Raw genomic sequence first — 21,265 nt, 5'->3', positions numbered from 1 at the left:
TTATGAAAAAAATCCAAATCTTGTTATTGGCAATGTTGGTTGCCCTGACCTACGCATGTAATTTTACAGAGGAAATCCATTTGAAAGAAGATGGTTCGGGAAAGTTGTCCATCAATTTTGATGGGTCCGAACTTATGCAAATGGCTGGCGAAGAAATGGCCAAGACCAACGAAAAGCCAGTAGATTCCATTATTTCCTTTAGAGAATTGTTGAAAGATAAAAAAGACAGTATTGCCCAACTGCCACCAGAGGAGCAGGCCAAATTGAAAAAATTGGAACCATTTAATATGCGAATGGTGATGGATCCCGAGAAAAGTGTGATGATGTTCGACCTTTTCAGCGATTTTAAAGATGTAAGCGAAATGAATGATGCCTTCAGCACCTTTCAAGAAGCTAGTGCAATAGGTGGCAATGCCAATCCGCAGCAAGAAAAGATAAAGCCTGCCGACCAAGCAACAGAGGTGAATTACTCATTCAAGAAAAATACATTTACCCGGACCTCTAAAATTGTGGACCAAGAGCTGTTTCAGCAGCAATTGGACAGTCTGCAAGGTGCCGAAATGTTCCTGTCGGGCTCAACCTATACGCTTAAATATCATTTTCCGAAAAGGGTGAAATCCACTACAGTGGAAGAGGCTACCTTTAGTGCCGATGGAAAGACGTTGATCTACGAGGTAAACTTTTTGGATTTGATGAAAGACCCCTCGGTTTTGGATCTTGAGGTGGAACTGGAGCAATAGTTTTCCATTACTAGGCTTCGTATCTTTGTGGCATGAACAAGAAAGTTGCCCTGCAAGATCTAGGATTTAAGGATTACAAGGAAACTTGGGACTACCAAGAAACGCTGTTCAAGGACATTGTGGATACCAAGATCCGCAACCGGCGTGAGGATGCCGGCCTTGAAACCCCAAACCATTTTTTGTTTGTGGAACACCCGCATGTGTACACTTTGGGCAAAAGTGGTGACATCAACAATTTGTTGGTGGATGAAAAAAAACTAGCAGAAAAAGGAGCAACTTTTTATAAAATAAACCGTGGGGGCGATATTACCTACCATGGTCCGGGGCAAGTGGTTGGCTACCCTATTTTGGATTTGGACAATTTCTTTACCGATATCCACAAATACCTTCGTTTTTTGGAAGAAATGGTGATTCTCACCTTGGCCGAATATGGCCTAAAAGGACAGCGCTCCGAAGGAGAAACCGGTGTTTGGCTGGATGTGGGCACCCCCTTTGCCCGTAAAATATGTGCCATGGGCGTGCGCGCCAGCCGCTGGGTGACCATGCATGGCTTTGCTCTAAACATAAACACCGACCTTGGTTATTTTGATATGATGATTCCCTGTGGCATCAAGGATAAAGCGGTGACTTCCCTTAACGTGGAATTGGGCCAGAAGGAAGTAGATATGGAAGAGGTAAAAGAAAAATTGCTGAAGCATTTTACTGCTCTTTTTGAGGCAGAATTGATTAAGGAAAGGGCAGGGGTTTAGGGTTTTTTCTTTCTTCTTAATCTTGGTGCCGAATATTTTTTTAACTTACTGCTGCACTGAATAGGTACATGTTGGGTACAAAATCAGTAGAATACCTTTATATTTTTTTGGTTAGCTATTCCAATACCGATAACTAAATTCAAAATACCATGAAACAATTTATCATAGCAATTGCTTTGACAGGAGCTTTAATTTCCTGCAAGAACGCAGGTGAAAACAAACAAGAAGCAGACGATTCCGCTGTTGCCGAAACCGTTGAGGATAACACCGCTGATCAAGTTACAACAAACTATGTTCCTATTGATTCCGACGAAGCTTTGATTGCAGCATCATTAATGGCCGCACCGGAAGCAAGTAGGGCAGGATGCAAAGTCATTGGGTATAATATGGCTGGTGAGTTTGTAACGCTCAGAGAAGGGGATAACGAATTTATAGTGCTTGCAGATGACCCTAAAAAATCGGGGTTCAATGCGGCCTGTTACCACAAAAGTCTGGAACCTTTTATGGCAAGAGGCCGAGAGCTGAGGGCTGAAGGAAAGACGGGACCCGAAATATTTGATATAAGGGAAGAAGAAGCAAAATCGGGTAAGCTGGATATGGGAAAGCAGGGATCCACCCTACACATTTATTATGGGGAAAGTGATTTGTACAACCCTGAAACCAATGAAGTGGAAGGGGCGCATTATCGGTATGTGGTTTATTTGCCATTTGCCACCGCCGAATCTACAGGACTTCCTGAAAAACCCGTGGGCTCAAATCATCCTTGGATCATGAACCCCGGAACGCACAGGGCCCACATTATGATTTCGCCTTTACCAGATAAAAATAAGAATTGATTTAATATTAAAACCGAGGTCCACGCCTCGGTTTTTTTGTTTACAATATGATTAAAAGGAAGCTTTAAATAGACCCGTTGTACATTTTGAAGGCTTCATGTATCAAAAGCCGTCAATTCGTGAAATTCCAAAGGAATTTTGTATCGAGAATCGGGTTTTGACTTGAAATTCTAGTTCTCGATACGATTTTTCTATGGTTTCGACTTCGCTCAACCACCAAAAATCACTCGAACTGACGAATTTCAATCAAAATGCACAACGGGTTTAAATCGGTTTTTTTCTACTTTTCCGCCATCCGTCAATCGAGAAGGGGCATCCGTCAATTTGCGGTATGCTATCCGCTCTATACTTGTTACTTTCCCCGCCAAAGCCGAATTAGCCTCGGTCATTTAAATAATTAATCATCTTACATCTAAAAATGAAAAAAGCAAACCTACTTATTGCAGTATTGATTTGTTTTACCGCATCGGCACAATTCGATAATAACTTTGGTGTCAAAGCTGGAACTAACTATTCCCAATTTAGACCAGATGTGGAATATTATAATGGTGAAAAAGTTCAGGACTTCCAAGGAAAATTAGGCTATTATGTTGGTGGTTTTTTTAATATCGCTATTTCTGATAAATCAAGCATAAGGCCAGAATTACTATTTGCAAATCAAGGGACAACTTCAAAAGAATTTTATGTGGACTTCTTTTATGAAGAAGAAGGTGAAGTTGTAAATAAGGTAAATGATTTGATGATTTTATTGCCTGTTAGCTATAGGTTAGCATTGGTCGATTTTTTATTTCTAGAGGTTGGTATTCAGCCAGGATATACGCTTAAAAGAACCGTAGTGGTAAAGGAAGTCTCTTTTGAACCTTCCTGGGAAGGTGAAAGGGCGACATATTCTAACTTTGATAGGTTTGATTTTAGTCTAAATGGGGGACTAGGTTTTGATCTCACTGATCAAATGGAGTTGAATTTGAGATATAGTTATGGCTTGATAGAGCGAGACGATATCATTAAAACCTCCGTAATCAGTTTGGGACTAGGATTCAATCTTTAAATAGTTAGATAACTCAAAACGGAGACCTGTCCGTCAACTTTCTTTTTTTAAATATTAATCAAACACAATCATAAATTATGAAACAATTAAAAGTTTTCCTTTTAGCCTTTTTAGCGATGGCCTGTAGTAAAGATGATGCGAGTGATTCAGGAAAAACCGATCTGATTGTCGGTACGTGGAACCCATCTGGCAGGGGGACCATTTATAGTGATGGCGCAAGTCAGTTTTATGGGCATAAATATTTCTGTACCACCCAAGGGAATTATTCTTTTAAGAAAGATGGTAGTTTTAGAGTGGAAACATTTGATGGTACCGAAAATGATTGTTTCAGTACTGGGGTTACTACGGGTACTTGGGAAAATCAAGGTGAGTCGTATCATTTCAAAATTATTACAGATACTTCGGATACATCTGATGAAGGAAATGGGGCCAACATTACTATCCAATTCCCTGATTCTGATACCATGCGCTGGATTTTTGAAAATGATTCAGAAGAAGTGGATTACAGTTTTGAAGAGTATGTCCGAGTGGAAGAATAAATTCCCCAAATCATCAATAGGGAGAAATATCCAAATCATTTAAAATATTAATCAAACACAATCATAACTTATGAAACAATTAAAATTTTGTCTTTTAGCCTTTTTAGCAATGGCCTGTAGCAAAGATGATGCTGCATCTGATTTACCTATGGATGAGCAACTGTTGGGCAAGTGGACATTGACCAATTACTACGACGACACTTTTTTTGTGGAAGGTGAGTATGGAGTAATAGAACAAATGGTACCCGAAGAAACGGATTATGGAATTGAATTTACCGATAACCCCAAAGAAATAAAGACTACCGGTTTTTTACGCTATTCCAGGGAAGAATATGAAATAGTCAATGGGGAAAAGGTGTTCACCGGTTCGACGGGGACGAATTTTATGGATGGAGATGATGGGGAAGGGTTTCATGCGGGTACTTGGAAAATTGAAGAAGGAAAGCTCATCGTTACCGATTCTGTCCAACAAGGTCCCGATGAGTTTGAAGAGTATTCCTCAACATCATCTATAGAATTGAGCGGGGATAATTTGAAATTGACCCTGGACAACGCTCAGTTTGGCTCACATTTATCGGGAGAAATAATTATTGAATATAAGAGACGATAAAAATACTGTAGAAATGAAAAAAACCGAGGTGCGGAGCCTCGGTTTTTTTAAAATAGTTAGATGTTTTACTGATTGTCCGTTTAATGTCATAATGGTGTTTTTGGCGTCATGTTGAACTTGCCTGCCTGCCGGCAAAGGCAGGTTTCAACATCTCATCCTGCTGAATATGAGCATCTTTATGTGACCCTGAATCAAGTTCAGGGTGACGCTGGTAATATTATGACACATTGCGGACATTCAATGATGTTTTTATTAAAACATTCAACGGAGAAGCTGGGGTCTAGATTTTTCAATTATTTTTCTCTCCAAAGCTTGACTTCTACCTACTGGCAGGCAAGGTGTTTCAGTAACCGGTCGATATAATTCATTAAAAACGAATCATATCTTTAACGTTGAAGCCAATTTGAAAAATAATGCTAGATAAAAAAGCAAAACAGATTTTATTTAAATCATTTTGGAAAAATGGTTGGATTGATTCTAAAGATAGACAGTTGTCTATAGAGGACTTCGAATATGCTAAATCCAAAGGCCTAATGTTTGAACCTTTAACAATTAACCATAATGAAGCTATAGATAAGCTTATATCAATTAGGGACAAAATTAGTTCTGAAAATATATCGGAAGCCTTTCTTAGTAGTCTTTCATCAAAAAGACTTGATTTGCGTTCTCCTATATCAAGTTACTTTTTAGCTAAAAAAATCTCAAAGCACAAGTATTCCCCTGTTATTTCAGGAACTTCTTATGAGCGTGGAAAACCTAAATTTCATTCCTATACTTGTGGAATATGCAAGGAGGTCCAATATGGTGTTATAGGAAATGAAAACTATGAAAACCAAGATTTAAACGTACTTAACTTTGAAAGATTAAAATGGGGAGGGGTTCGACATGGAGAATTAATATATATGCTGTTTGATTTACAGCAGTTCGAAAGAGAACAAATTCAAAAACCTTTGAAAGAAGATGTAGATATATTTAAAAATATACTAAAAGTCATTGAAACCTCCAATGCTGACGATTATCCAGGAAAACTAGAAACAAGGTTAAAGAGTGTATTAAAATCAAGTAAATCTGAAAGACAAGTCTTAATTGAGATTTTAGCTGCAATTGAAATATTAAAACCAAAAAGGTTTGACAGACCTATTAAAGGAAAGGATGACTGGACTTTTGTTGGATACTGGAGAGGTGAGGATAAATATGATTTAGAAACGGTAAAAAAGTATTTTGGAAGTTATTTTAAATAAAAACTGGCTAGAATACAGTGCATAAACATTGCTAGTAAGTGCTAAACCAAAAAGATGGTGTTTTTAAAAACACTACATTTCATATCCAAAACCGATAAGTGCCATAGATATTGATTCAAAAAAATAAAACCGAGGTGCGGAGCCTCGGTTTTGTTTTTTTGCAAAATAACCAACTTATTTGCTGAACTGGGTAAGCACCATGCTGCCCGTTAATTTGCCTTTGTTGTTGTAGGATTCTTGTTTTACCATGCCAACACCTTCGGCCAACCACGTTCGGGAGGGGAAGGTTTGGTTGCCCATCATCATCTTGGTCTTGGTTTCACTGTAGATTACAAAGCAATCAAAGGTGCCTGCGGGGGTGGTGACACTTTCTTTCTTTTCCACTTTGCGGTTAATGGTCTCCACATTCATGTTCATGTTTATGGCTCCACCCATCTTCATTTTAAGTTCCATGTTGCCGTCCGGTAGCTCTTGCCCCACGGAAAGGTTGTTGGGGAGTTCCACATCGGTTCCGGAGATATCCATTTCCATATCCTCGAACTGACTCATCATTTGCTCGTTCATCAATGATTTAAAATCAATTTTTACCACATTTCCGTCGCAAGCAATCTCATAATCCGAAGTATAGGTGTTCCCTTTTCTGTCCACCATTTCCATCATCATGATGGCACTTACCGTATCACCGCCGTTTTGAACATTGGTAACTTTATAATTGATTTGGCCTTCTTCCTTACCTTTTTTGTTGTAGTTGGTATATTGGAAATTGGCGCCATCTACCAAAGGATAATAAGCACTGCAACTGGATTGTGCCTCGGAAGTGTGTACCGTAAATAGGGCTAGTACAATTAAAAGAAAATAACGTTTCATGTTTTATTAAAGTTTAATGAATTCAACTCGTCGGTTTTGCGCTTTGCCTTGTGAGGTACCATTGTCGGCAACAGGTTCTGCTTCTCCTTTTCCTTCGGAGCTCAATCGGTCCTCGGAAATTCCATAAACGGACACCAGCGCTTTTTTAACGGCCTCGGCCCGATCTTTGGAAAGTTTCATGTTACTTTCGTCGGTTCCATCGGAATCGGTATGTCCCACAATGTTGAGATTCATAGAGGAATCTTGATTTAACACTTGGGAGATTTGTCTAATAATCCCCATAGATTGCGGCAGAATGTCCGCCGAACCAGAATTGAAGCGTATGCCGTTGGTGGAAATTTTTCCTTCGGCCATGAGTTTTCTACGTAAATCAACACCACCTTCTGCAATTTTCAAGTTACTGATCAGTACTTGTTCCTGTCTTTTTTGTTTGTCGATACCGTTCACATAAAACTTTACATAGTTGATCAATTCTGGCTTTACGATGAATTGGGGAAGATCGGCAACCTTTATCTCGTTTAGCCAAAGGCGGTATCTATTCTTGTTTACGGCTATAGACACATGGACCACATCCTTGTAAATCTCTCGTAGGTCTTGTTGTAAAGTGTTCTGTATGGGAGCCGGATCTCCCTTAAAATTGTTGTCCACTCTTACTCCGATTGCTATGTATTGGCAAAAGTTGAGGTTGGCCAATACATTGTTTTCGTTGGTGGTAAGTCCAGAGGTTTCAGAAAAATAAATGCCCAATTTGGCGCCAGAACCCGTATTTCTGCTCAAGTTGACCACTTTAAGGTCAAACTCCATGGTAAAGTCCTCGGGAAGGGTAGTGCCCAAATTGGGCACGGTAATACTTCTACTGGCTATGGAATACCATTTACCCGGTATGGAGCCAATGGTGACCACTTCCCCGGAACCGTTGGTGTTCCATTTGGAAGGAAAATCGCCCATAAACTCATCGTTGAAGTCATCGAAGAACAAAGGTTTGTCACCCGGTACAAAATCAAATTTACTGTAAACTTCGATGGTTTTTGGACCGGTCGCAACCGAACTTGTAGATGTTGTGTTTTCGTCGTTAGTGCCCGTGGTGTTTTCGTTTCCTTCGGTGTTCGGTGCTTGTTTTCCACCAGAACCAGGTTCTAAGACACTGTCGAGTGCTTGGTCCGTTTTTTTAGAGGTTTCTCTTTCTACCCGTCTTTCAACTGTGCGTTCAGCTGCCTTTTCCGCTTTTTTGGCCAATTTTTTAAAAAACTGAGCCTCTCCGCTGGTGCCCAGCAATAGGGCAAAGGACAAACAGTAGAATAGTTTGTTTGAGGTTTTCATTTAAAAGTGTTTTTAGTTTGTTGATAAAGCAATACTGTCCAAACTACTCAAATAAAACCCTCGTACAGGCTAAAAATGTATGTTTTGCAACAATTATTGTACAGGTGGCAATAAGAAAACAACCTAGTTTATTTTATACACAATCAGCGAGTTGTCCTGATCTTTGGCGACCAATTCCAGTCTTCTGTCATTGTCCATATCAGTAAGGTCGATCAAAGAGCTGCCAAATACGGGAAAGTTGGGAATAGGCTCCGCTTGGCTATCGTACAAGTAAATCTGATGGTTCTGGATATCGGTGACACCTACATATATTTTATCGTAGATGTAAAAGATTTTAGGTTTGGAATATACGCCCAGTTCCAGTTCTACTTTTCTCCCTTTTATACTAAGGACATTGTCATCCATAAAAACCAAGGTATTGCTTGTGGCATAAAATCCGTGGTCAGGATTTAGATTAAAATTGGTAGCTGTCAATTTTCCGTTCGTATCAATTTGATGCAGCACACCAGTTTTGTTGGTTACCGAGAACTTGTTTTTATACAGGAACACTTCATTGTTGGAAAAATCTATCTTTTCAGGGACCTTAATCCGGTCGCTTCCCACTCGGTGTAAAATTCTGAGGGTGCCGTTATCCTGTTTAAATACCAAGTAATCCTTGTTGCCCACTCTAAAATGTTTGGGAGCATCCAAAATATTGCTCGGGGCATCGGTAAAGGTAAACCCGCGAACTATCTTACCCTGATTGTTATACATATATACTTTTTGGCCTTGGGTGATTACAAAACGGTAATTTCTGCTTCCATCATAATCAAAAATGGCCAATGGGTTCAGGTTGCCACCTTCAAAATCAATTTTAAAAGGAGGAACTTCGTCGCCATTGCGGTCCAAAATCAAAAATTGGTCGTTTGTGGTGAAGGCAAGCTGTAGTTTTCCGTTCTTATAAATGTCAACTTGTTGTATTCCTCCTTGAATTCGACCATCCAACTGTTTGGTCCAAAGTACTTTTCCATCAGTAGAGATAAGATAGAGAACATTATTTTGGTCCTGTACCACAATTTCCTGTTGTTTGGTTCTATGGTTTTTTACAAACTGGGGGTCTGTGGCCAAATCGGTATTCAATTCCAAAGTAAACAAGGGTGACACCGTGTTTCTTTCTTTGTTCTTTTCAATTTTTGATACAAGTAGATTGAAATGCCCGAAACCATTGTCCATTACCATTTGTGATGCAAAAATCTGCTCCTTAAAATCATTGTCTTTAATGTTTTCGAATACTTCTGGGGAAAGTTCCTGTTGGGCAAAAAAATCAATTCCTGAAGCATTGGAAACAAAAAGCATGCTCGATTCGTTCGCCAGAGATGCCTTTGCTGTTTTGAAACCTTGGTCACCGTCAAAAGAAGAAGCACTTTTATGGTTGCTGATAATGGTCTGTAGCGCTTCTTTCCCTTCCGAAAAGATAAAGCTGTTCTCCATGATCGTGCAAAAGTTGGATTCAAAATTTTTGACCAAGGGCGTAAAACCTTCTTCAACAATATTTGGATCTTCGAGCTCTATAATTTCGCTGCCCTGATAGTCCTGAGAAGCCGTTTTTCTACTGTCCAAATAATCATACAAACTTTCGGTGCCATAAGATTTTAAAAGGACTACCTTTTCGTTGTTCAAATAGATTATCCCAACTTCCTCGATGGTATTGAAAAGGGAGTCGGTTTTCTTTACTCTGTCCAAATAGGTGTTCTGGTTTTTGGTGAACACTTGGTAATCGTCAAAAGTATAGGAGAGTATCGCCTGGGCGTTCAAGGGAGCGTACGAAGGTGTTTTGTTGGCTAGGGGAGATGTGCCCTTAAATAAATTGATGAAATTTTTTGTGGAATCGGGCGCCATAGCTACGCCGTTCAGGTTAACTTCATCCGAATTCGCAGTAAAATCCAAAGAAATCCAAGAAGAAAATGGATTGTCCATGGTTTCATCCTGTTCTTTTAAGGCTAACCAAGATGTATTGCCGCTAGGGTTAATAAATATAGTGGCCGACTTATCAAGCGAACTTGCCTGATAAAGTTTTTCCAAGGTAGGGTCCACAGGTGTATTTTCACTTACTCTGATAAGGTTTTCCATCAGCATCATGGAGGAACTCAATAAGATATCATTGTTTTTCTGTAGACTATAGACTTCTAGACCATCAAGATTGTATTTGGTCATATTGGTGCCTTCGTAGGTTAACGTTTCCACGGTTTTGTTGGCAACACTGTCAATATTAAAGAGGTCGGAACCTTTTTTAGCTGCCATTATATAGTCGTGGTTGTCCTTGCCTACTTCGTAAAGTGCGAGCACACAGGTTTTATCGGTAGTAAGATGTTCCAGTCCCTGAATTTTATCGGCAACCTCTTTTATGTTGGAAAAACCCTCAATGCTTTTAAGGTTGGAGTTGTTTTTGAGTTCGCTCTTAAAATTGGTCAGGTTGGTAATCTTTAAAACGAGTGAAGGGTTAGGTGGTAAATGTTCCAAAAGGGAATCTTTGGTCTTTACCTCTTTTGTACAGGATGCAATAAATATGGGAAGCAAACAAAAAAGTACCTTTGATCTCATTCTTGAAGTTTGACACAAAGTTAGGATTTTTAAATATCCAGCGTCAATTGTTCGGGCAGTTGCCTAAAGCTTTTTCTGTGATATTTGGTTAGGCCGTATTGTTTTATGGCCTCCCTATGCTCCTTGGTGGGGTAGCCTTTGTTCTTTTTCCAGTTGTACATGGGGAATTCTTCATGGATTTTTGCCATGTATTCGTCTCGATAGGTTTTTGCAAGTACGGAGGCAGCGGCAATGCTCATATACTTTCCGTCTCCTTTAACTATGCATTCGTGGTCAATGTTGGGGTAGGGTTTAAAACGGTTACCGTCCACTATTAAAAATGAAGGTAAAGGCACCAACTTGTCTATGGCACGGTGCATGGCCAAGAAAGAGGCGTTTAAAATGTTTATTTCATCGATATCATCTTCGAAAACGTGACATACGGAGAAAGAAACCGCTTCTTTTTCCAAAATTGGCCTTAATATGGTCCGTTTAGCCTCAGAAAGCTGTTTGGAGTCATTTAATATGTTATTATTAAAATTTTCAGGCAATGTAATCGCTGCAGCAGTAACGGGACCAGCTAAACAGCCTCTTCCAGCTTCGTCGGTTCCAGCTTCAAAGTAAGAACGGTAACAGGACTTTAACATACTTCTTGAAAATTTAACAAATGATTTCTGCAGAAAAACATAATTACTAACAAAAGGTTAAAAAAAATCCTACATACCCAATAAACAAGGCTTTGGCTTGCGTATAATATGTTAAAATTATGAAAAATACTGATTAGTATCACCCTAACATTCGATGTGCAAGGTTGTTAATTTTTTTGAATATTAACTTTTTATATTGATTTTTGAGCGGACTAATTCAAAAAATGAAATAAATGAGAGCTAAGTTAGCATGGATGCTAACACCTTTCTTGGTGTTATGCATGTCTTTCTCTTTTGGACAAGAGAAAACAGTTTCAGGTAACGTGACGGACCAAAATAGTCTGCCGCTTCCTGGTGTTTCCATAGTCGTTGTAGGAACGTCTAATGGAACACAAACAGATTTTGATGGAAATTACACCATCTCAGCTTCCGAAGGACAAGTTTTGCGTTTCAGTTATATCGGTCAGGCGACCGTAGAGAGAACTGTTGGCGCATCATCCACTATTAATGTGCAGATGCAGGACGATGCCCAAGCACTGGAAGAGGTGGTTGTTGTAGGTTATGGTACCACAACAAAGCAAGCCTTTGCGGGTACGGCATCTGTTGTTGAGGCCGAAGCCTTAGAGGTGAAATCCTTTTCCAACGTTTCCCAGGCATTGGCAGGTGAGGTTGCGGGTGTTACCGTAATCAACCAATCTGGGCAGCCAGGTACTTCTTCCACTATCCGTGTAAGGGGGTATGGCTCCGTTAATGGTAACAGAGACCCTTTGTATGTAGTTGATGGTGTTCCTTTTACGGGAAGTATCAACTCGATTAACCCTGGGGATATCAAAACAACAACCGTACTTAAGGATGCTACGGCAACTGCAATTTATGGTTCTCGTGGCGCCAATGGTGTTATTTTGATTACCACTAAAACAGGTACGGCCAACGAATCTTTTGTTGAGGTTGATGTGAAATCAGGTTTCAACATGCAGTTGATTCCAAGATACAATGTGCTAACCTCTCCCGAAGAGTACATTGGTTACGTGTGGGAAGGTATTCGCAATGGTGCGGCATTGGACGGTGAGGCCGATCCTGTAGCTTTTGCCAACGACAACTTGTTTACGGCCAATTATGTAGCTTCTGGGTACAATATGTGGAACGTTGCCGATGGAGGTGAATTGATTGATCCGGCTACCGGTACTGTTAGACCGGGCGTAACAAGAAAGTACACTCCCGAGAGATATGCTGATTTGGCATTCGATGCCGCTATCAGGACAGAAACCAACTTAAGAATGGGAGGTGGCGACGAAAAAAGTAAATACTTTGCTTCCGTTGGTTATCTTGATGATAATGGATATGCCATCAACACTGGATACCAAAGGTATACTGCCAGATTGAATGCAGATTCGCAAGTAAAAAAATGGTTAAAAGTCGGTGTTAATGCAGGTTACGCCTACTCAAAAAGTAGAAACAACGGTCAAACAGATGGTTCTGAGAACCTGTTTGAATTCGCCGATAAAATGGCGCCGATATTCCCGGTATTCTTAAGGGACGATAATGCTCAATTGGTTGAAGATCCAATATTTGGAGGTTATCAGTACGATTACGGTACGGCTTCTGGATTCAGGTCAAGACCAAACGCTGACCAGTTGAACCCTATTGCATCAGCATTGTACGATTATGTTGGTACAGACAGGCATGAGGTGAATGGAAACTTTTCATTGGATATTGATATTGCCAAAGGATTGACCTTTGAAACTCGTTTCGGTGCGCAATTTGCCACTGAACGTTATAAGTCATTCACTAACCCATTCTATGGTGGTGGTATTTCCACTGGTGGTAGCTTGTACCAAAGGGACAGGAATTTCTTGACAACCAATTTCTTGAAACTGTTGCGTTACCAGACTGAATTTGGTAGCCACTCCATTGAAGCCTTGGTTGCCCATGAGAACAACCAGTTCGAGAGAGAGCAAAGTGTTGCTTCAAAAAGATTGGCGGTACACCCCGATATTTATGAGTTGAACAACTTTGTTGTTTCGCAAGGACCTCCTTCCGGTTTTTCCAGAGGGTATAGCATTGAGTCTTACTTTGGTCAGGTAAACTATGATTACGATAAGAAATATTTCTTGACCGCATCGGTACGTAGGGACGGTTCTTCTAGGTTTATCAACGAAAAATGGGGTACCTTCGGTTCGGTTGGTGCAGCATGGGTTATCTCCAATGAAGACTTCATGTCCGGCAACGGTGTTTTCGATTTCTTGAAGTTGAAAGCGTCTTACGGGCTTACCGGTGATCAAGCAGTTGATGAAAATGATTATTACATCGCATACGATACTTACGACATCAACAACCTTAACGACCGAATTTCCCTTTCTATCAGGGACAATGGAAACCCTGACCTGACATGGGAGACTTCAAAAATGTTCCAGACAGGTATCGAGTTTGGACTTGGAAGATATTTGGACGGTGTTGTTGATTTCTATAGCAAAAAGACGGACAACCTGATTTTTGAGAGAAGGGTTGGGCCATCACAAGGTATTGCAATTGTTACGGTAAACGACGGTGAATTGTTGAACCAAGGTGTTGAATTTGACCTTACAGGACATATCTTTAACAAGGAAGATTTTAAATTGGATCTTTCTATCAACGGTTCCCACGTGAACAACGAGATTTTGACCATGCCCCTTGAACCTTCAACAGGTGAGCCAAGAATTTTGGATACTTCTGCATCTCCTTATGGATATTCCAAAGGAAGCTCTATCTATGATTTTTATATCAGGGAATGGGCAGGTGTAAATCCAGACAATGGTGTGGGTATGTATTATCAGTACTTTAACGATACCAACGGAAACGGTACCCTTGATGATGGGGAAGATGGTATTGCGGACATGATGGCATATATGGATGAAAACCCTGATGCCAATGTTGCAAGACAAACTACCGAGACTTATGCCGATGCGACTCAAAAGTATGTGGGCAAGTCCGGAATTCCAGATTTAAGAGGAGCATTTAGGTTGGCGGCCCAAGTGAAGAATTTCGATTTCTCTGCGCAGTTTACATATAGCCTTGGAGGATGGGCGATGGACAATCAGTATTCTGAGTTGATGAGCGATAACTTCGGTGCAGCCTCCACAAACTTCCATAAGGATATTGCTCAGAGATGGCAAAACCCTGGCGATGTTACCGATGTACCCCGTTTGGATGATGCTACTGGTCAAGACCAAAGAGTCGGAACGACCAGATGGTTGGTAAGCACAGACTACATTGCATTCAACAATGCCAAGATTGGATATACCTTGCCCAGAAAGGATATCGAAAGAATGGGATTGAAAAACGTGAACATTTGGTTGTCCGGGGATAACTTGGCAATCAAGACGGCCAGACAAGGTTATAACCCATCAATCAGGGAGGATGGTAGTTCAGAGAGGCAAATCTACGCTCCTTTGACTACAGTGACCTTGGGTGTAAGAGTTAAATTTTAGAAAAAAAAGTTATGAAAAACAGTAATATAAAATTTTCAGTTATAGCCTCGCTATTGTTGTTGGCGGGCTGTGGTAAGGATTTTTTGGACGAGCAACCGTCCGAGTTCTTAACGCAAGAGCAAGTTGGGGAGGCGGCAGCCAATAACCCAGCGGTAATTGAAGGAACAATTTCGGGTATCTACTCAACAATGTTCGATACGGGCAGTGGGGGTACTACAGGTCATGATGACTTTGGTCACAAGGGATATGACATTTACGGAGACATGCTTTCCGGGGATATGGCACTTTCAGTAAGTACATACGGATGGTACAGAGCAGATATCACGGAGTTCCAAGCAACCCAGGATTTTACTAGAACAAGGAACTATATTGTTTGGAGATATTATTATCGCATTGTTCGTTCTGCGAACTTGGTAATCGATGCCTTGGGCGGTAATGATGTAATTCCTGAATTGGATGAAAATAAATATTTGATGGGACAAGCAAAAACGCTTCGTGCACATGCTTACTTCTATTTGACCCAATACTTTTCAAATTCCTACGACCCTTCAGCTGAGATTCTGCCTATCTACGATAGCCCGGACGACCTGAATGGGCCAAAGGTGACTACTGCAGAGATTTATACTCTTATGGAAAAGGATCTAAATGAGTCTATTTCTTTGTTGGACGGTTTTGCCAGAGGCTCAAAAGGTCAAGTTGACAAAACAGTGGCACAGGCTATTCTAGCTTACGTTCTTGCGTCAAAGGGCGATAGTCACGAAGAAGTGATGGAATTGACACAAGCAGTTATCAATGGAGGCTATACACTGATGAGCTCAGAAGAAGTTTTGGGCGGTTTCAACGATTTGAACACCTCAGGATGGATTTGGGGCGTTGACCTAACGGTTGATGCCGGTCTTGGACTTGTTTCTTGGTGGGGACAAATGGACCTTTTCACCTATAGTTATGCCTGGGCAGGCGATGCCAAGGCTATCGACTCCGACCTTTATGCAGCCATTCCAGAGGACGATGTGCGTAAGCAGCAGTTTGCCGAGCCAATCGGGGAATATACGGACCTAATGCCTTTGAACAAATTCTACCATCCGGACAGAGTAATAGGTGGTCAGGCCAACATTACTACAGATTATGTTTACTTAAGGGTGGCAGAAATGTATTTATTGCACGCAGAGGCTGCTGCCAAGGCAGGTGAAGCCGGAACGGCAAGAACCATATTGAAGGATTTGTTGGCAGAGAGATTGCCGAGTACGGCTTATATTGATGGTCTTTCCGGACAGGCACTATTGGACGAGATTTATCTTCAAACTCGTATTGAGCTTTGGGGAGAGGGGAAAAGTTACCTTTCTCTAAAGAGAAACCAAGGAACCGTTGTTAGGGGGGACAATCACCTTTCAAATGTAGGTACCGCAATCAATTACGATGATGAAAGATTGACCTTTGAGATTCCTCAGTCGGAAATCCAAAACAATCCAAGCATTTCAACTCAAAACTAGTTTTGAGCTGTTATATAAGTTTTAGTGAAAACCCCGCCAATTGGCGGGGTTTTTTTATGCATCAACTTTTCACATTTCTTTAGTAACAAAACTTTTACCTTTGCCCAACCAATATCACGGAATGAGATTTTTAATATTGACCCTGCTTTTATTTTTTGGCCATGTCCTTATGGCGCAGCAAGACTCGCTGCCACCAACAAAACAGGCAGATTCCTTACAGCTTCAGGATAAAGACTCCCTTTTGACTAAATCCAAGGATTCAATTCCAAAGGATTCCACAAGGCGAAAATTAAAAGATAAGGGAATGGATAGGTTGGGAGTTAAAAAGGAGGATTCCATAAGTATCCGTGATTATAAAATAATTTCGTACCAACGCGATACCATCTATGTGGACACCACTTTAACCATAAAAAAAGAGTATAAGTACAATTATCTTAGAAAAGATGATTTTGAGTTGATGCCTTTTACCAATATGGGGCAACCTTATAACGAGCTTGGTAAGAACTTCTTGGAAACACCCTATTATCCACGGATAGGAGCTACTGCAAAACATCCAGGATATTTTGAAAAGGAGGACATCAACTATTATAATGTCCCTACTCCGATGACAGAGCTTATGTTCAAGACAACCATGGAGCAAGGACAGTTTTTGGATGCGCTACTTGCCTTTAATGTGTCCAAGCGATTTAACGCATCTATAGCCTACAATGGTTTTCGCTCATTGGGAAAATACAGGTATGAAGAAGCGCAGGATGGGAAATTTAGGGTAGCCTTTAATTATCTCACCCAAAATGGAAGATATGGCCTTCAAGGACACATAGCGGCCCAAGAGATGGAAAGCGAAGAAAGTGGTGGCTTACAGGATAGAAGTCAATTTGAGGATGATTTGCCCGATTTTCAGGATAGGGCAAAAATCGATTTACTGTATACCGATGCCAACAATCGAATATTGGGAAAGCGCTATTTCCTGGACCACCAATACAAATTGGTCAACCACAAAAAAGATTCAACGGACAAAGAACCAACCACCTTGGTCATCGGGCATGAGTTTAGTTACGAATCCAAAATATACGATTTTGAACAAACCCGACAGAATGATGCATTTGGTCAAGACCCGTTTTTAACCCCAATTGAAGATAGGGCCCGGCTGAAGACGATGTTCAATAAGGGAACAGTCGGGTTTTCAAATAGAACCTTGGGCAGATTGTCTGGTAATATAAGCTTGTACAACTATAATTACTTCTTCAATAGTCTTCTTATAACTGAGGAAGAAACCATTCAAAACAAATTGAAAGGTGAGGAAATTTCGGTTGGAGGGTCATATAGTAACACTTTAGGGCCATTTTTTCTAAAAGGAAACGTAAACTACACCGTTTCTGGAGACCTTACCGGTAATAATTTTGATGCCATGGCGAGATATCGGTTAAATGACAACAATTCAATAACGGGCGCCATACATATTTCTTCACGGATGCCAGACTTTAATTATTTGCTATATCAAAGTGATTATCGCAATTTCAATTGGCAAAACAACAATACCTTCGAGAAGGTGCAAACGCAGAGTATCAAGTTTGGTTTCGATTCAAAATATTTTGGTCAGTTGGAAGCAACGTATAGCGTAGTGGACAATTATACCTACTTTGCATCTACAGCAAGTGAAGAAGAAATAGGGTTGGGGCAAGAAACTGCTTTTGTGAGGCCGTTTCAAGAATCGGGAACCATAAATCACCTAAAGGCGAAGTATATAAAAGAAGTGAAGTGGCGAAAGTGGGCGTTGATGAACACCGTAATGTATCAGGAGGTAACGCAGGACAATCAAGTGCTCAATCTTCCCCAAGTGGTAACAAGAAATAGTCTGTACTTTTCAAGCGATGTATTTAAGAAAGCCATGTTCTTGCAAACAGGAGTAACCTTTAAATATTTCACTTCCTATAATATGAATGCCTATAACCCATTGTTGGGCGAGTTCTATATTCAGAATAACGAAGAGTTGGGAGGATATCCGCTATTGGATGTTTTTATAAATGCCAAAGTGAAGCAAACCAGGATTTATTTAAAGGCAGAACACCTGAATTCCATTTTTTCAGAACCTAATTATTACTCCTCACCAAATTATCCATACCGGGATTTTGTGATTAGATTTGGGTTGGTTTGGAATTTCTTTTCATAAAATTTGATGAGAAGCAAAACAAGGAAATACTGAAAAACAAGCACTTATAATTTAACTGATTTTTTTTCAAAAAAATATTGAAAAACATTTTGCGGTAAGGAAATAAGGTGCGTATATTTGCACCCGCTTAGCTGATAAGGCAGGGCGTTGACGAGAGGGGATTTTATGAGAAGAGAGTCCTTTTGAGTTTGGAAAAAAGTAAAGAAGTTCATATACATATTGTAACGACAGCGTAGAATTAAGAATAAACCATTTTGATGCAGGGACTCGGGTTTCCGGGTGTCGGACAGACATTCAAGGAAATACAATGAAGAGTTTGATCCTGGCTCAGGATGAACGCTAGCGGCAGGCCTAACACATGCAAGTCGAGGGGTAACATAGGAAAGCTTGCTTTCTTGATGACGACCGGCGCACGGGTGCGGAACGCGTATGGAACCTGCCCCTGTCAGGGGAATAGCCCAGGGAAACTTGGATTAATGCCCCATGGTACCGCGATATCGCATGATATTGCGGTTAAAGATTTATCGGACAGGGATGGCCATGCGTACCATTAGTTAGTTGGTGGGGTAACGGCCCACCAAGGCAGCGATGGTTAGGGGCCCTGAGAGGGGGATCCCCCACACTGGTACTGAGACACGGACCAGACTCCTACGGGAGGCAGCAGTGAGGAATATTGGACAATGGGCGGGAGCCTGATCCAGCCATGCCGCGTGCAGGATGACGGCCCTATGGGTTGTAAACTGCTTTTATACGGGAAGAAACGCACCTACGTGTAGGTGTCTGACGGTACCGTAAGAATAAGGACCGGCTAACTCCGTGCCAGCAGCCGCGGTAATACGGAGGGTCCGAGCGTTATCCGGAATCATTGGGTTTAAAGGGTCCGTAGGCGGGCCTGTAAGTCAGGGGTGAAAGTTTGTGGCTCAACCATAAAATTGCCTTTGATACTGCAGGTCTTGAGTCATGGTGGGGTCGCCGGAACATGTGGTGTAGCGGTGAAATGCATAGATATCACATAGAACACCGATCGCGAAGGCAGGTGGCCAACCATGTACTGACGCTGATGGACGAAAGCGTGGGTAGCGAACGGGATTAGATACCCCGGTAGTCCACGCCGTAAACGATGGATACTAGCTGTGGGGACTTCGGTCTCCGTGGCCAAGCGAAAGTGATAAGTATCCCACCTGGGGAGTACGTTCGCAAGAATGAAACTCAAAGGAATTGACGGGGGCCCGCACAAGCGGTGGAGCATGTGGTTTAATTCGATGATACGCGAGGAACCTTACCAGGGCTTAAATGCAGGCTGCATGGGGTGGAGACACCCCTTTCTTCGGACTGCCTGCAAGGTGCTGCATGGTTGTCGTCAGCTCGTGCCGTGAGGTGTCAGGTTAAGTCCTATAACGAGCGCAACCCCTACCGTTAGTTGCCAGCATGTAAAGATGGGGACTCTAACGGGACTGCCGGTGCAAACCGTGAGGAAGGTGGGGACGACGTCAAATCATCACGGCCCTTACGTCCTGGGCTACACACGTGCTACAATGGCCGGTACAGAGGGAAGCCACCCCGCAAGGGGGCGCGGATCTACAAAACCGGTCACAGTTCGGATCGGGGTCTGCAACTCGACCCCGTGAAGCTGGAATCGCTAGTAATCGGATATCAGCCATGATCCGGTGAATACGTTCCCGGGCCTTGTACACACCGCCCGTCAAGCCATGGAAGCCGGGAGTGCCTGAAGTCCGTCACCGAGAGGAGCGGCCTAGGGCAAAATCGGTAACTAGGGCTAAGTCGTAACAAGGTAGCCGTACCGGAAGGTGCGGCTGGAACACCTCCTTTCTAGAGAAAGAGATGTCCGGAACACCCTTGTCCCGCACGAGATGGTTTTATCTCTGCGCTGTCGTTTATAATATGTTACAAATACTGGCAATAAGGCCAAACAGTCTCATAGCTCAGCTGGTTAGAGCGCTACACTGATAATGTAGAGGTCGGCAGTTCGAGTCTGCCTGAGACTACGAAAGTAGGCGAGAGCGGACGAGAAGCCTGTGCTGAGCGCAGTCGAAGTAAGTCTGCCTGAGACTACGGACCAGGTTCATTGAGGGATATTGAATTGGAAATTCTAGGAGCGAGTTATTGCGGGTTATAGACTCATAACTCACAACTCACAACTCTACACTAGGGTAATGGGGGATTAGCTCAGCTGGCTAGAGCGCCTGCCTTGCACGCAGGAGGTCATCGGTTCGACTCCGATATTCTCCACATTTTTCCCGCGGAGGCGGGAACCTCAAAGGGGGTGCACCGATTAAGTTCGGTACTTTGCCGGAGAGGTCCCGGAACAAGTCCGGGATTAAAAGTTCATTGACATATTGGGACGGAGCAAGAGCGACTTAGGTCGTTTTATTGCGAAGTCAAAGAAGAAACACGAAGTAGAATAGAACATTAAGGATTACGAGAGGGCATTTGTACTTAGGTACAGGTGCGACAAGCAAAAGAAGGGCGTATGGGGAATGCCTAGGCTCTCAGAGGCGATGAAGGACGTGATAAGCTGCGAAAATCCGCGGGGAGCTGCACATGAGCATTGATCCGCGGGTGTCCGAATGGGGCAACCCGGCTGGTTGAAGGCCAGTCACACCGCAAGGTGGGCGAACCCGCTGAACTGAAACATCTAAGTAGGCGGAGGAAGAGAAAACAAGAGTGATTCCGAGAGTAGCGGCGAGCGAAATCGGACTGGCCCAAACCGTTGTTGTTTCGGCAATGACGGGGTTGTAGGACCACAATGTTCTTAGCGCGACGAACCGGAAGCAGTTGGAAAGCTGCACGATATGGGTGACAGTCCCGTACGGGCAAGGAGCGTTTAAGATAGTGGTATCCTGAGTAGCGCGGGGCACGTGAAACCCTGTGTGAATCCGGCGGGACCATCCGCCAAGGCTAAATACTCCTGGGAGACCGATAGTGAACCAGTACCGTGAGGGAAAGGTGAAAAGAACCGTG

General features: G+C 42.1%; 15 protein-coding genes, 2 tRNA genes and 2 rRNA genes (1 of these 19 cut by a window edge). 14 read left to right on the top strand and 5 right to left on the bottom strand.

Annotated elements, in window-relative coordinates; translation table 11 throughout:
- The first annotated feature begins 2 nt into the window (after positions 1-2).
- The 3 genes from MURRU_RS03865 (at position 3) to MURRU_RS03855 (ending at position 2,325) form a co-directional block, all read left to right on the top strand.
- Positions 3-740, top strand: coding sequence for a hypothetical protein (locus MURRU_RS03865; protein ID WP_014032108.1), 738 nt, complete (start codon positions 3-5; stop codon positions 738-740).
- A gap of 32 nt (positions 741-772) precedes the next feature.
- Positions 773-1,489, top strand: a complete 717-nt coding sequence (gene lipB, locus MURRU_RS03860; RefSeq protein WP_014032107.1) for a lipoyl(octanoyl) transferase LipB — start codon at positions 773-775, stop codon at positions 1,487-1,489.
- Between the two features lie 149 nt (positions 1,490-1,638).
- Positions 1,639-2,325, top strand: coding sequence for a hypothetical protein (locus MURRU_RS03855; protein WP_014032106.1), 687 nt, complete (start codon positions 1,639-1,641; stop codon positions 2,323-2,325).
- Positions 2,326-2,567: 242 nt separating this feature from the next.
- Here the strand turns inward: MURRU_RS03855 and MURRU_RS17890 are convergent, their stop codons facing one another.
- Complete coding sequence (locus tag MURRU_RS17890) at positions 2,568-2,714, bottom strand: hypothetical protein (RefSeq protein WP_014032105.1); 147 nt, start codon at positions 2,712-2,714, stop codon at positions 2,568-2,570.
- Positions 2,715-2,743: 29 nt separating this feature from the next.
- Between MURRU_RS17890 and MURRU_RS03850 the strand changes: the two genes are divergently transcribed.
- The 4 genes from MURRU_RS03850 (at position 2,744) to MURRU_RS03835 (ending at position 5,763) form a co-directional block, all read left to right on the top strand.
- On the top strand, positions 2,744-3,373 hold the full coding sequence (locus MURRU_RS03850) for a porin family protein (RefSeq protein WP_014032104.1): 630 nt from the start codon (positions 2,744-2,746) through the stop codon (positions 3,371-3,373).
- A gap of 77 nt (positions 3,374-3,450) precedes the next feature.
- On the top strand, positions 3,451-3,912 hold the full coding sequence (locus tag MURRU_RS03845; protein WP_014032103.1) for a lipocalin-like domain-containing protein: 462 nt from the start codon (positions 3,451-3,453) through the stop codon (positions 3,910-3,912).
- A gap of 70 nt (positions 3,913-3,982) precedes the next feature.
- Positions 3,983-4,522, top strand: a complete 540-nt coding sequence (locus MURRU_RS03840; RefSeq protein ID WP_014032102.1) for a hypothetical protein — start codon at positions 3,983-3,985, stop codon at positions 4,520-4,522.
- Positions 4,523-4,935: 413 nt separating this feature from the next.
- Complete coding sequence (locus MURRU_RS03835) at positions 4,936-5,763, top strand: hypothetical protein (protein ID WP_014032101.1); 828 nt, start codon at positions 4,936-4,938, stop codon at positions 5,761-5,763.
- 174 nt (positions 5,764-5,937) lie between these two features.
- Here the strand turns inward: MURRU_RS03835 and MURRU_RS03830 are convergent, their stop codons facing one another.
- The 4 genes from MURRU_RS03830 to MURRU_RS03815 form a co-directional block, all read right to left on the bottom strand.
- Positions 5,938-6,630 (bottom strand): TapB family protein, encoded by a 693-nt coding sequence (locus tag MURRU_RS03830; protein WP_014032100.1) that lies wholly within the window; start codon positions 6,628-6,630, stop codon positions 5,938-5,940.
- Between the two features lie 6 nt (positions 6,631-6,636).
- Complete coding sequence (locus tag MURRU_RS03825) at positions 6,637-7,950, bottom strand: OmpA family protein (protein WP_014032099.1); 1,314 nt, start codon at positions 7,948-7,950, stop codon at positions 6,637-6,639.
- 123 nt (positions 7,951-8,073) lie between these two features.
- Entirely contained in the window at positions 8,074-10,530 is a 2,457-nt protein-coding gene (locus tag MURRU_RS03820) for a hypothetical protein (RefSeq protein WP_014032098.1), read from the bottom strand.
- A 29-nt stretch (positions 10,531-10,559) separates the two neighbouring features.
- Positions 10,560-11,156: a ribonuclease HII gene (locus MURRU_RS03815; protein WP_014032097.1), complete on the bottom strand. Its 597-nt coding sequence runs from the start codon at positions 11,154-11,156 to the stop codon at positions 10,560-10,562.
- Between the two features lie 233 nt (positions 11,157-11,389).
- Between MURRU_RS03815 and MURRU_RS03810 the strand changes: the two genes are divergently transcribed.
- The 7 genes from MURRU_RS03810 to MURRU_RS03780 form a co-directional block, all read left to right on the top strand.
- Entirely contained in the window at positions 11,390-14,623 is a 3,234-nt protein-coding gene (locus MURRU_RS03810; protein WP_014032096.1) for a SusC/RagA family TonB-linked outer membrane protein, read from the top strand.
- An 11-nt stretch (positions 14,624-14,634) separates the two neighbouring features.
- Positions 14,635-16,113 carry a RagB/SusD family nutrient uptake outer membrane protein gene (locus MURRU_RS03805; RefSeq protein WP_014032095.1) on the top strand — a complete coding sequence of 493 codons (1,479 nt, stop codon included), beginning with the start codon at positions 14,635-14,637 and terminating at the stop codon, positions 16,111-16,113.
- A gap of 121 nt (positions 16,114-16,234) precedes the next feature.
- Complete coding sequence (locus MURRU_RS03800) at positions 16,235-18,283, top strand: putative porin (RefSeq protein ID WP_041801775.1); 2,049 nt, start codon at positions 16,235-16,237, stop codon at positions 18,281-18,283.
- A gap of 304 nt (positions 18,284-18,587) precedes the next feature.
- Positions 18,588-20,113, top strand: a 16S ribosomal RNA gene (locus tag MURRU_RS03795).
- A 102-nt stretch (positions 20,114-20,215) separates the two neighbouring features.
- Positions 20,216-20,289, top strand: a tRNA-Ile gene (locus MURRU_RS03790).
- Between the two features lie 170 nt (positions 20,290-20,459).
- Positions 20,460-20,533: transfer RNA gene (locus MURRU_RS03785), tRNA-Ala, on the top strand.
- Between the two features lie 219 nt (positions 20,534-20,752).
- Positions 20,753-21,265, top strand: a 23S ribosomal RNA gene (locus MURRU_RS03780); it runs 2,314 nt beyond the window's last position.
- Together the 16S and 23S rRNA genes with 2 tRNA genes alongside form the textbook arrangement of a ribosomal RNA operon.

The organism is Allomuricauda ruestringensis DSM 13258 (assembly GCF_000224085.1).
In the GTDB taxonomy this organism is placed as follows: Bacteria; Bacteroidota; Bacteroidia; order Flavobacteriales; family Flavobacteriaceae; genus Flagellimonas; species Flagellimonas ruestringensis.
This window is presented reverse-complemented; position numbering and strand designations above follow the sequence as displayed.

Coding starts and splice junctions, on each gene's coding strand:
- MURRU_RS03840 (WP_014032102.1), top strand. CDS start 3,983: ATGAAACAATTAAAATTTTGTCTTTTAGCCTTTTTAGCAATGGCCTGT.
- MURRU_RS03805 (WP_014032095.1), top strand. CDS start 14,635: ATGAAAAACAGTAATATAAAATTTTCAGTTATAGCCTCGCTATTGTTG.
- MURRU_RS03845 (WP_014032103.1), top strand. CDS start 3,451: ATGAAACAATTAAAAGTTTTCCTTTTAGCCTTTTTAGCGATGGCCTGT.
- MURRU_RS03850 (WP_014032104.1), top strand. CDS start 2,744: ATGAAAAAAGCAAACCTACTTATTGCAGTATTGATTTGTTTTACCGCA.
- MURRU_RS03810 (WP_014032096.1), top strand. CDS start 11,390: ATGAGAGCTAAGTTAGCATGGATGCTAACACCTTTCTTGGTGTTATGC.
- MURRU_RS03830 (WP_014032100.1), bottom strand. CDS start 6,630: ATGAAACGTTATTTTCTTTTAATTGTACTAGCCCTATTTACGGTACAC.
- lipB (WP_014032107.1), top strand. CDS start 773: ATGAACAAGAAAGTTGCCCTGCAAGATCTAGGATTTAAGGATTACAAG.
- MURRU_RS03815 (WP_014032097.1), bottom strand. CDS start 11,156: ATGTTAAAGTCCTGTTACCGTTCTTACTTTGAAGCTGGAACCGACGAA.
- MURRU_RS03865 (WP_014032108.1), top strand. CDS start 3: ATGAAAAAAATCCAAATCTTGTTATTGGCAATGTTGGTTGCCCTGACC.
- MURRU_RS17890 (WP_014032105.1), bottom strand. CDS start 2,714: ATGACCGAGGCTAATTCGGCTTTGGCGGGGAAAGTAACAAGTATAGAG.
- MURRU_RS03800 (WP_041801775.1), top strand. CDS start 16,235: ATGAGATTTTTAATATTGACCCTGCTTTTATTTTTTGGCCATGTCCTT.
- MURRU_RS03820 (WP_014032098.1), bottom strand. CDS start 10,530: ATGAGATCAAAGGTACTTTTTTGTTTGCTTCCCATATTTATTGCATCC.
- MURRU_RS03855 (WP_014032106.1), top strand. CDS start 1,639: ATGAAACAATTTATCATAGCAATTGCTTTGACAGGAGCTTTAATTTCC.
- MURRU_RS03825 (WP_014032099.1), bottom strand. CDS start 7,950: ATGAAAACCTCAAACAAACTATTCTACTGTTTGTCCTTTGCCCTATTG.
- MURRU_RS03835 (WP_014032101.1), top strand. CDS start 4,936: ATGCTAGATAAAAAAGCAAAACAGATTTTATTTAAATCATTTTGGAAA.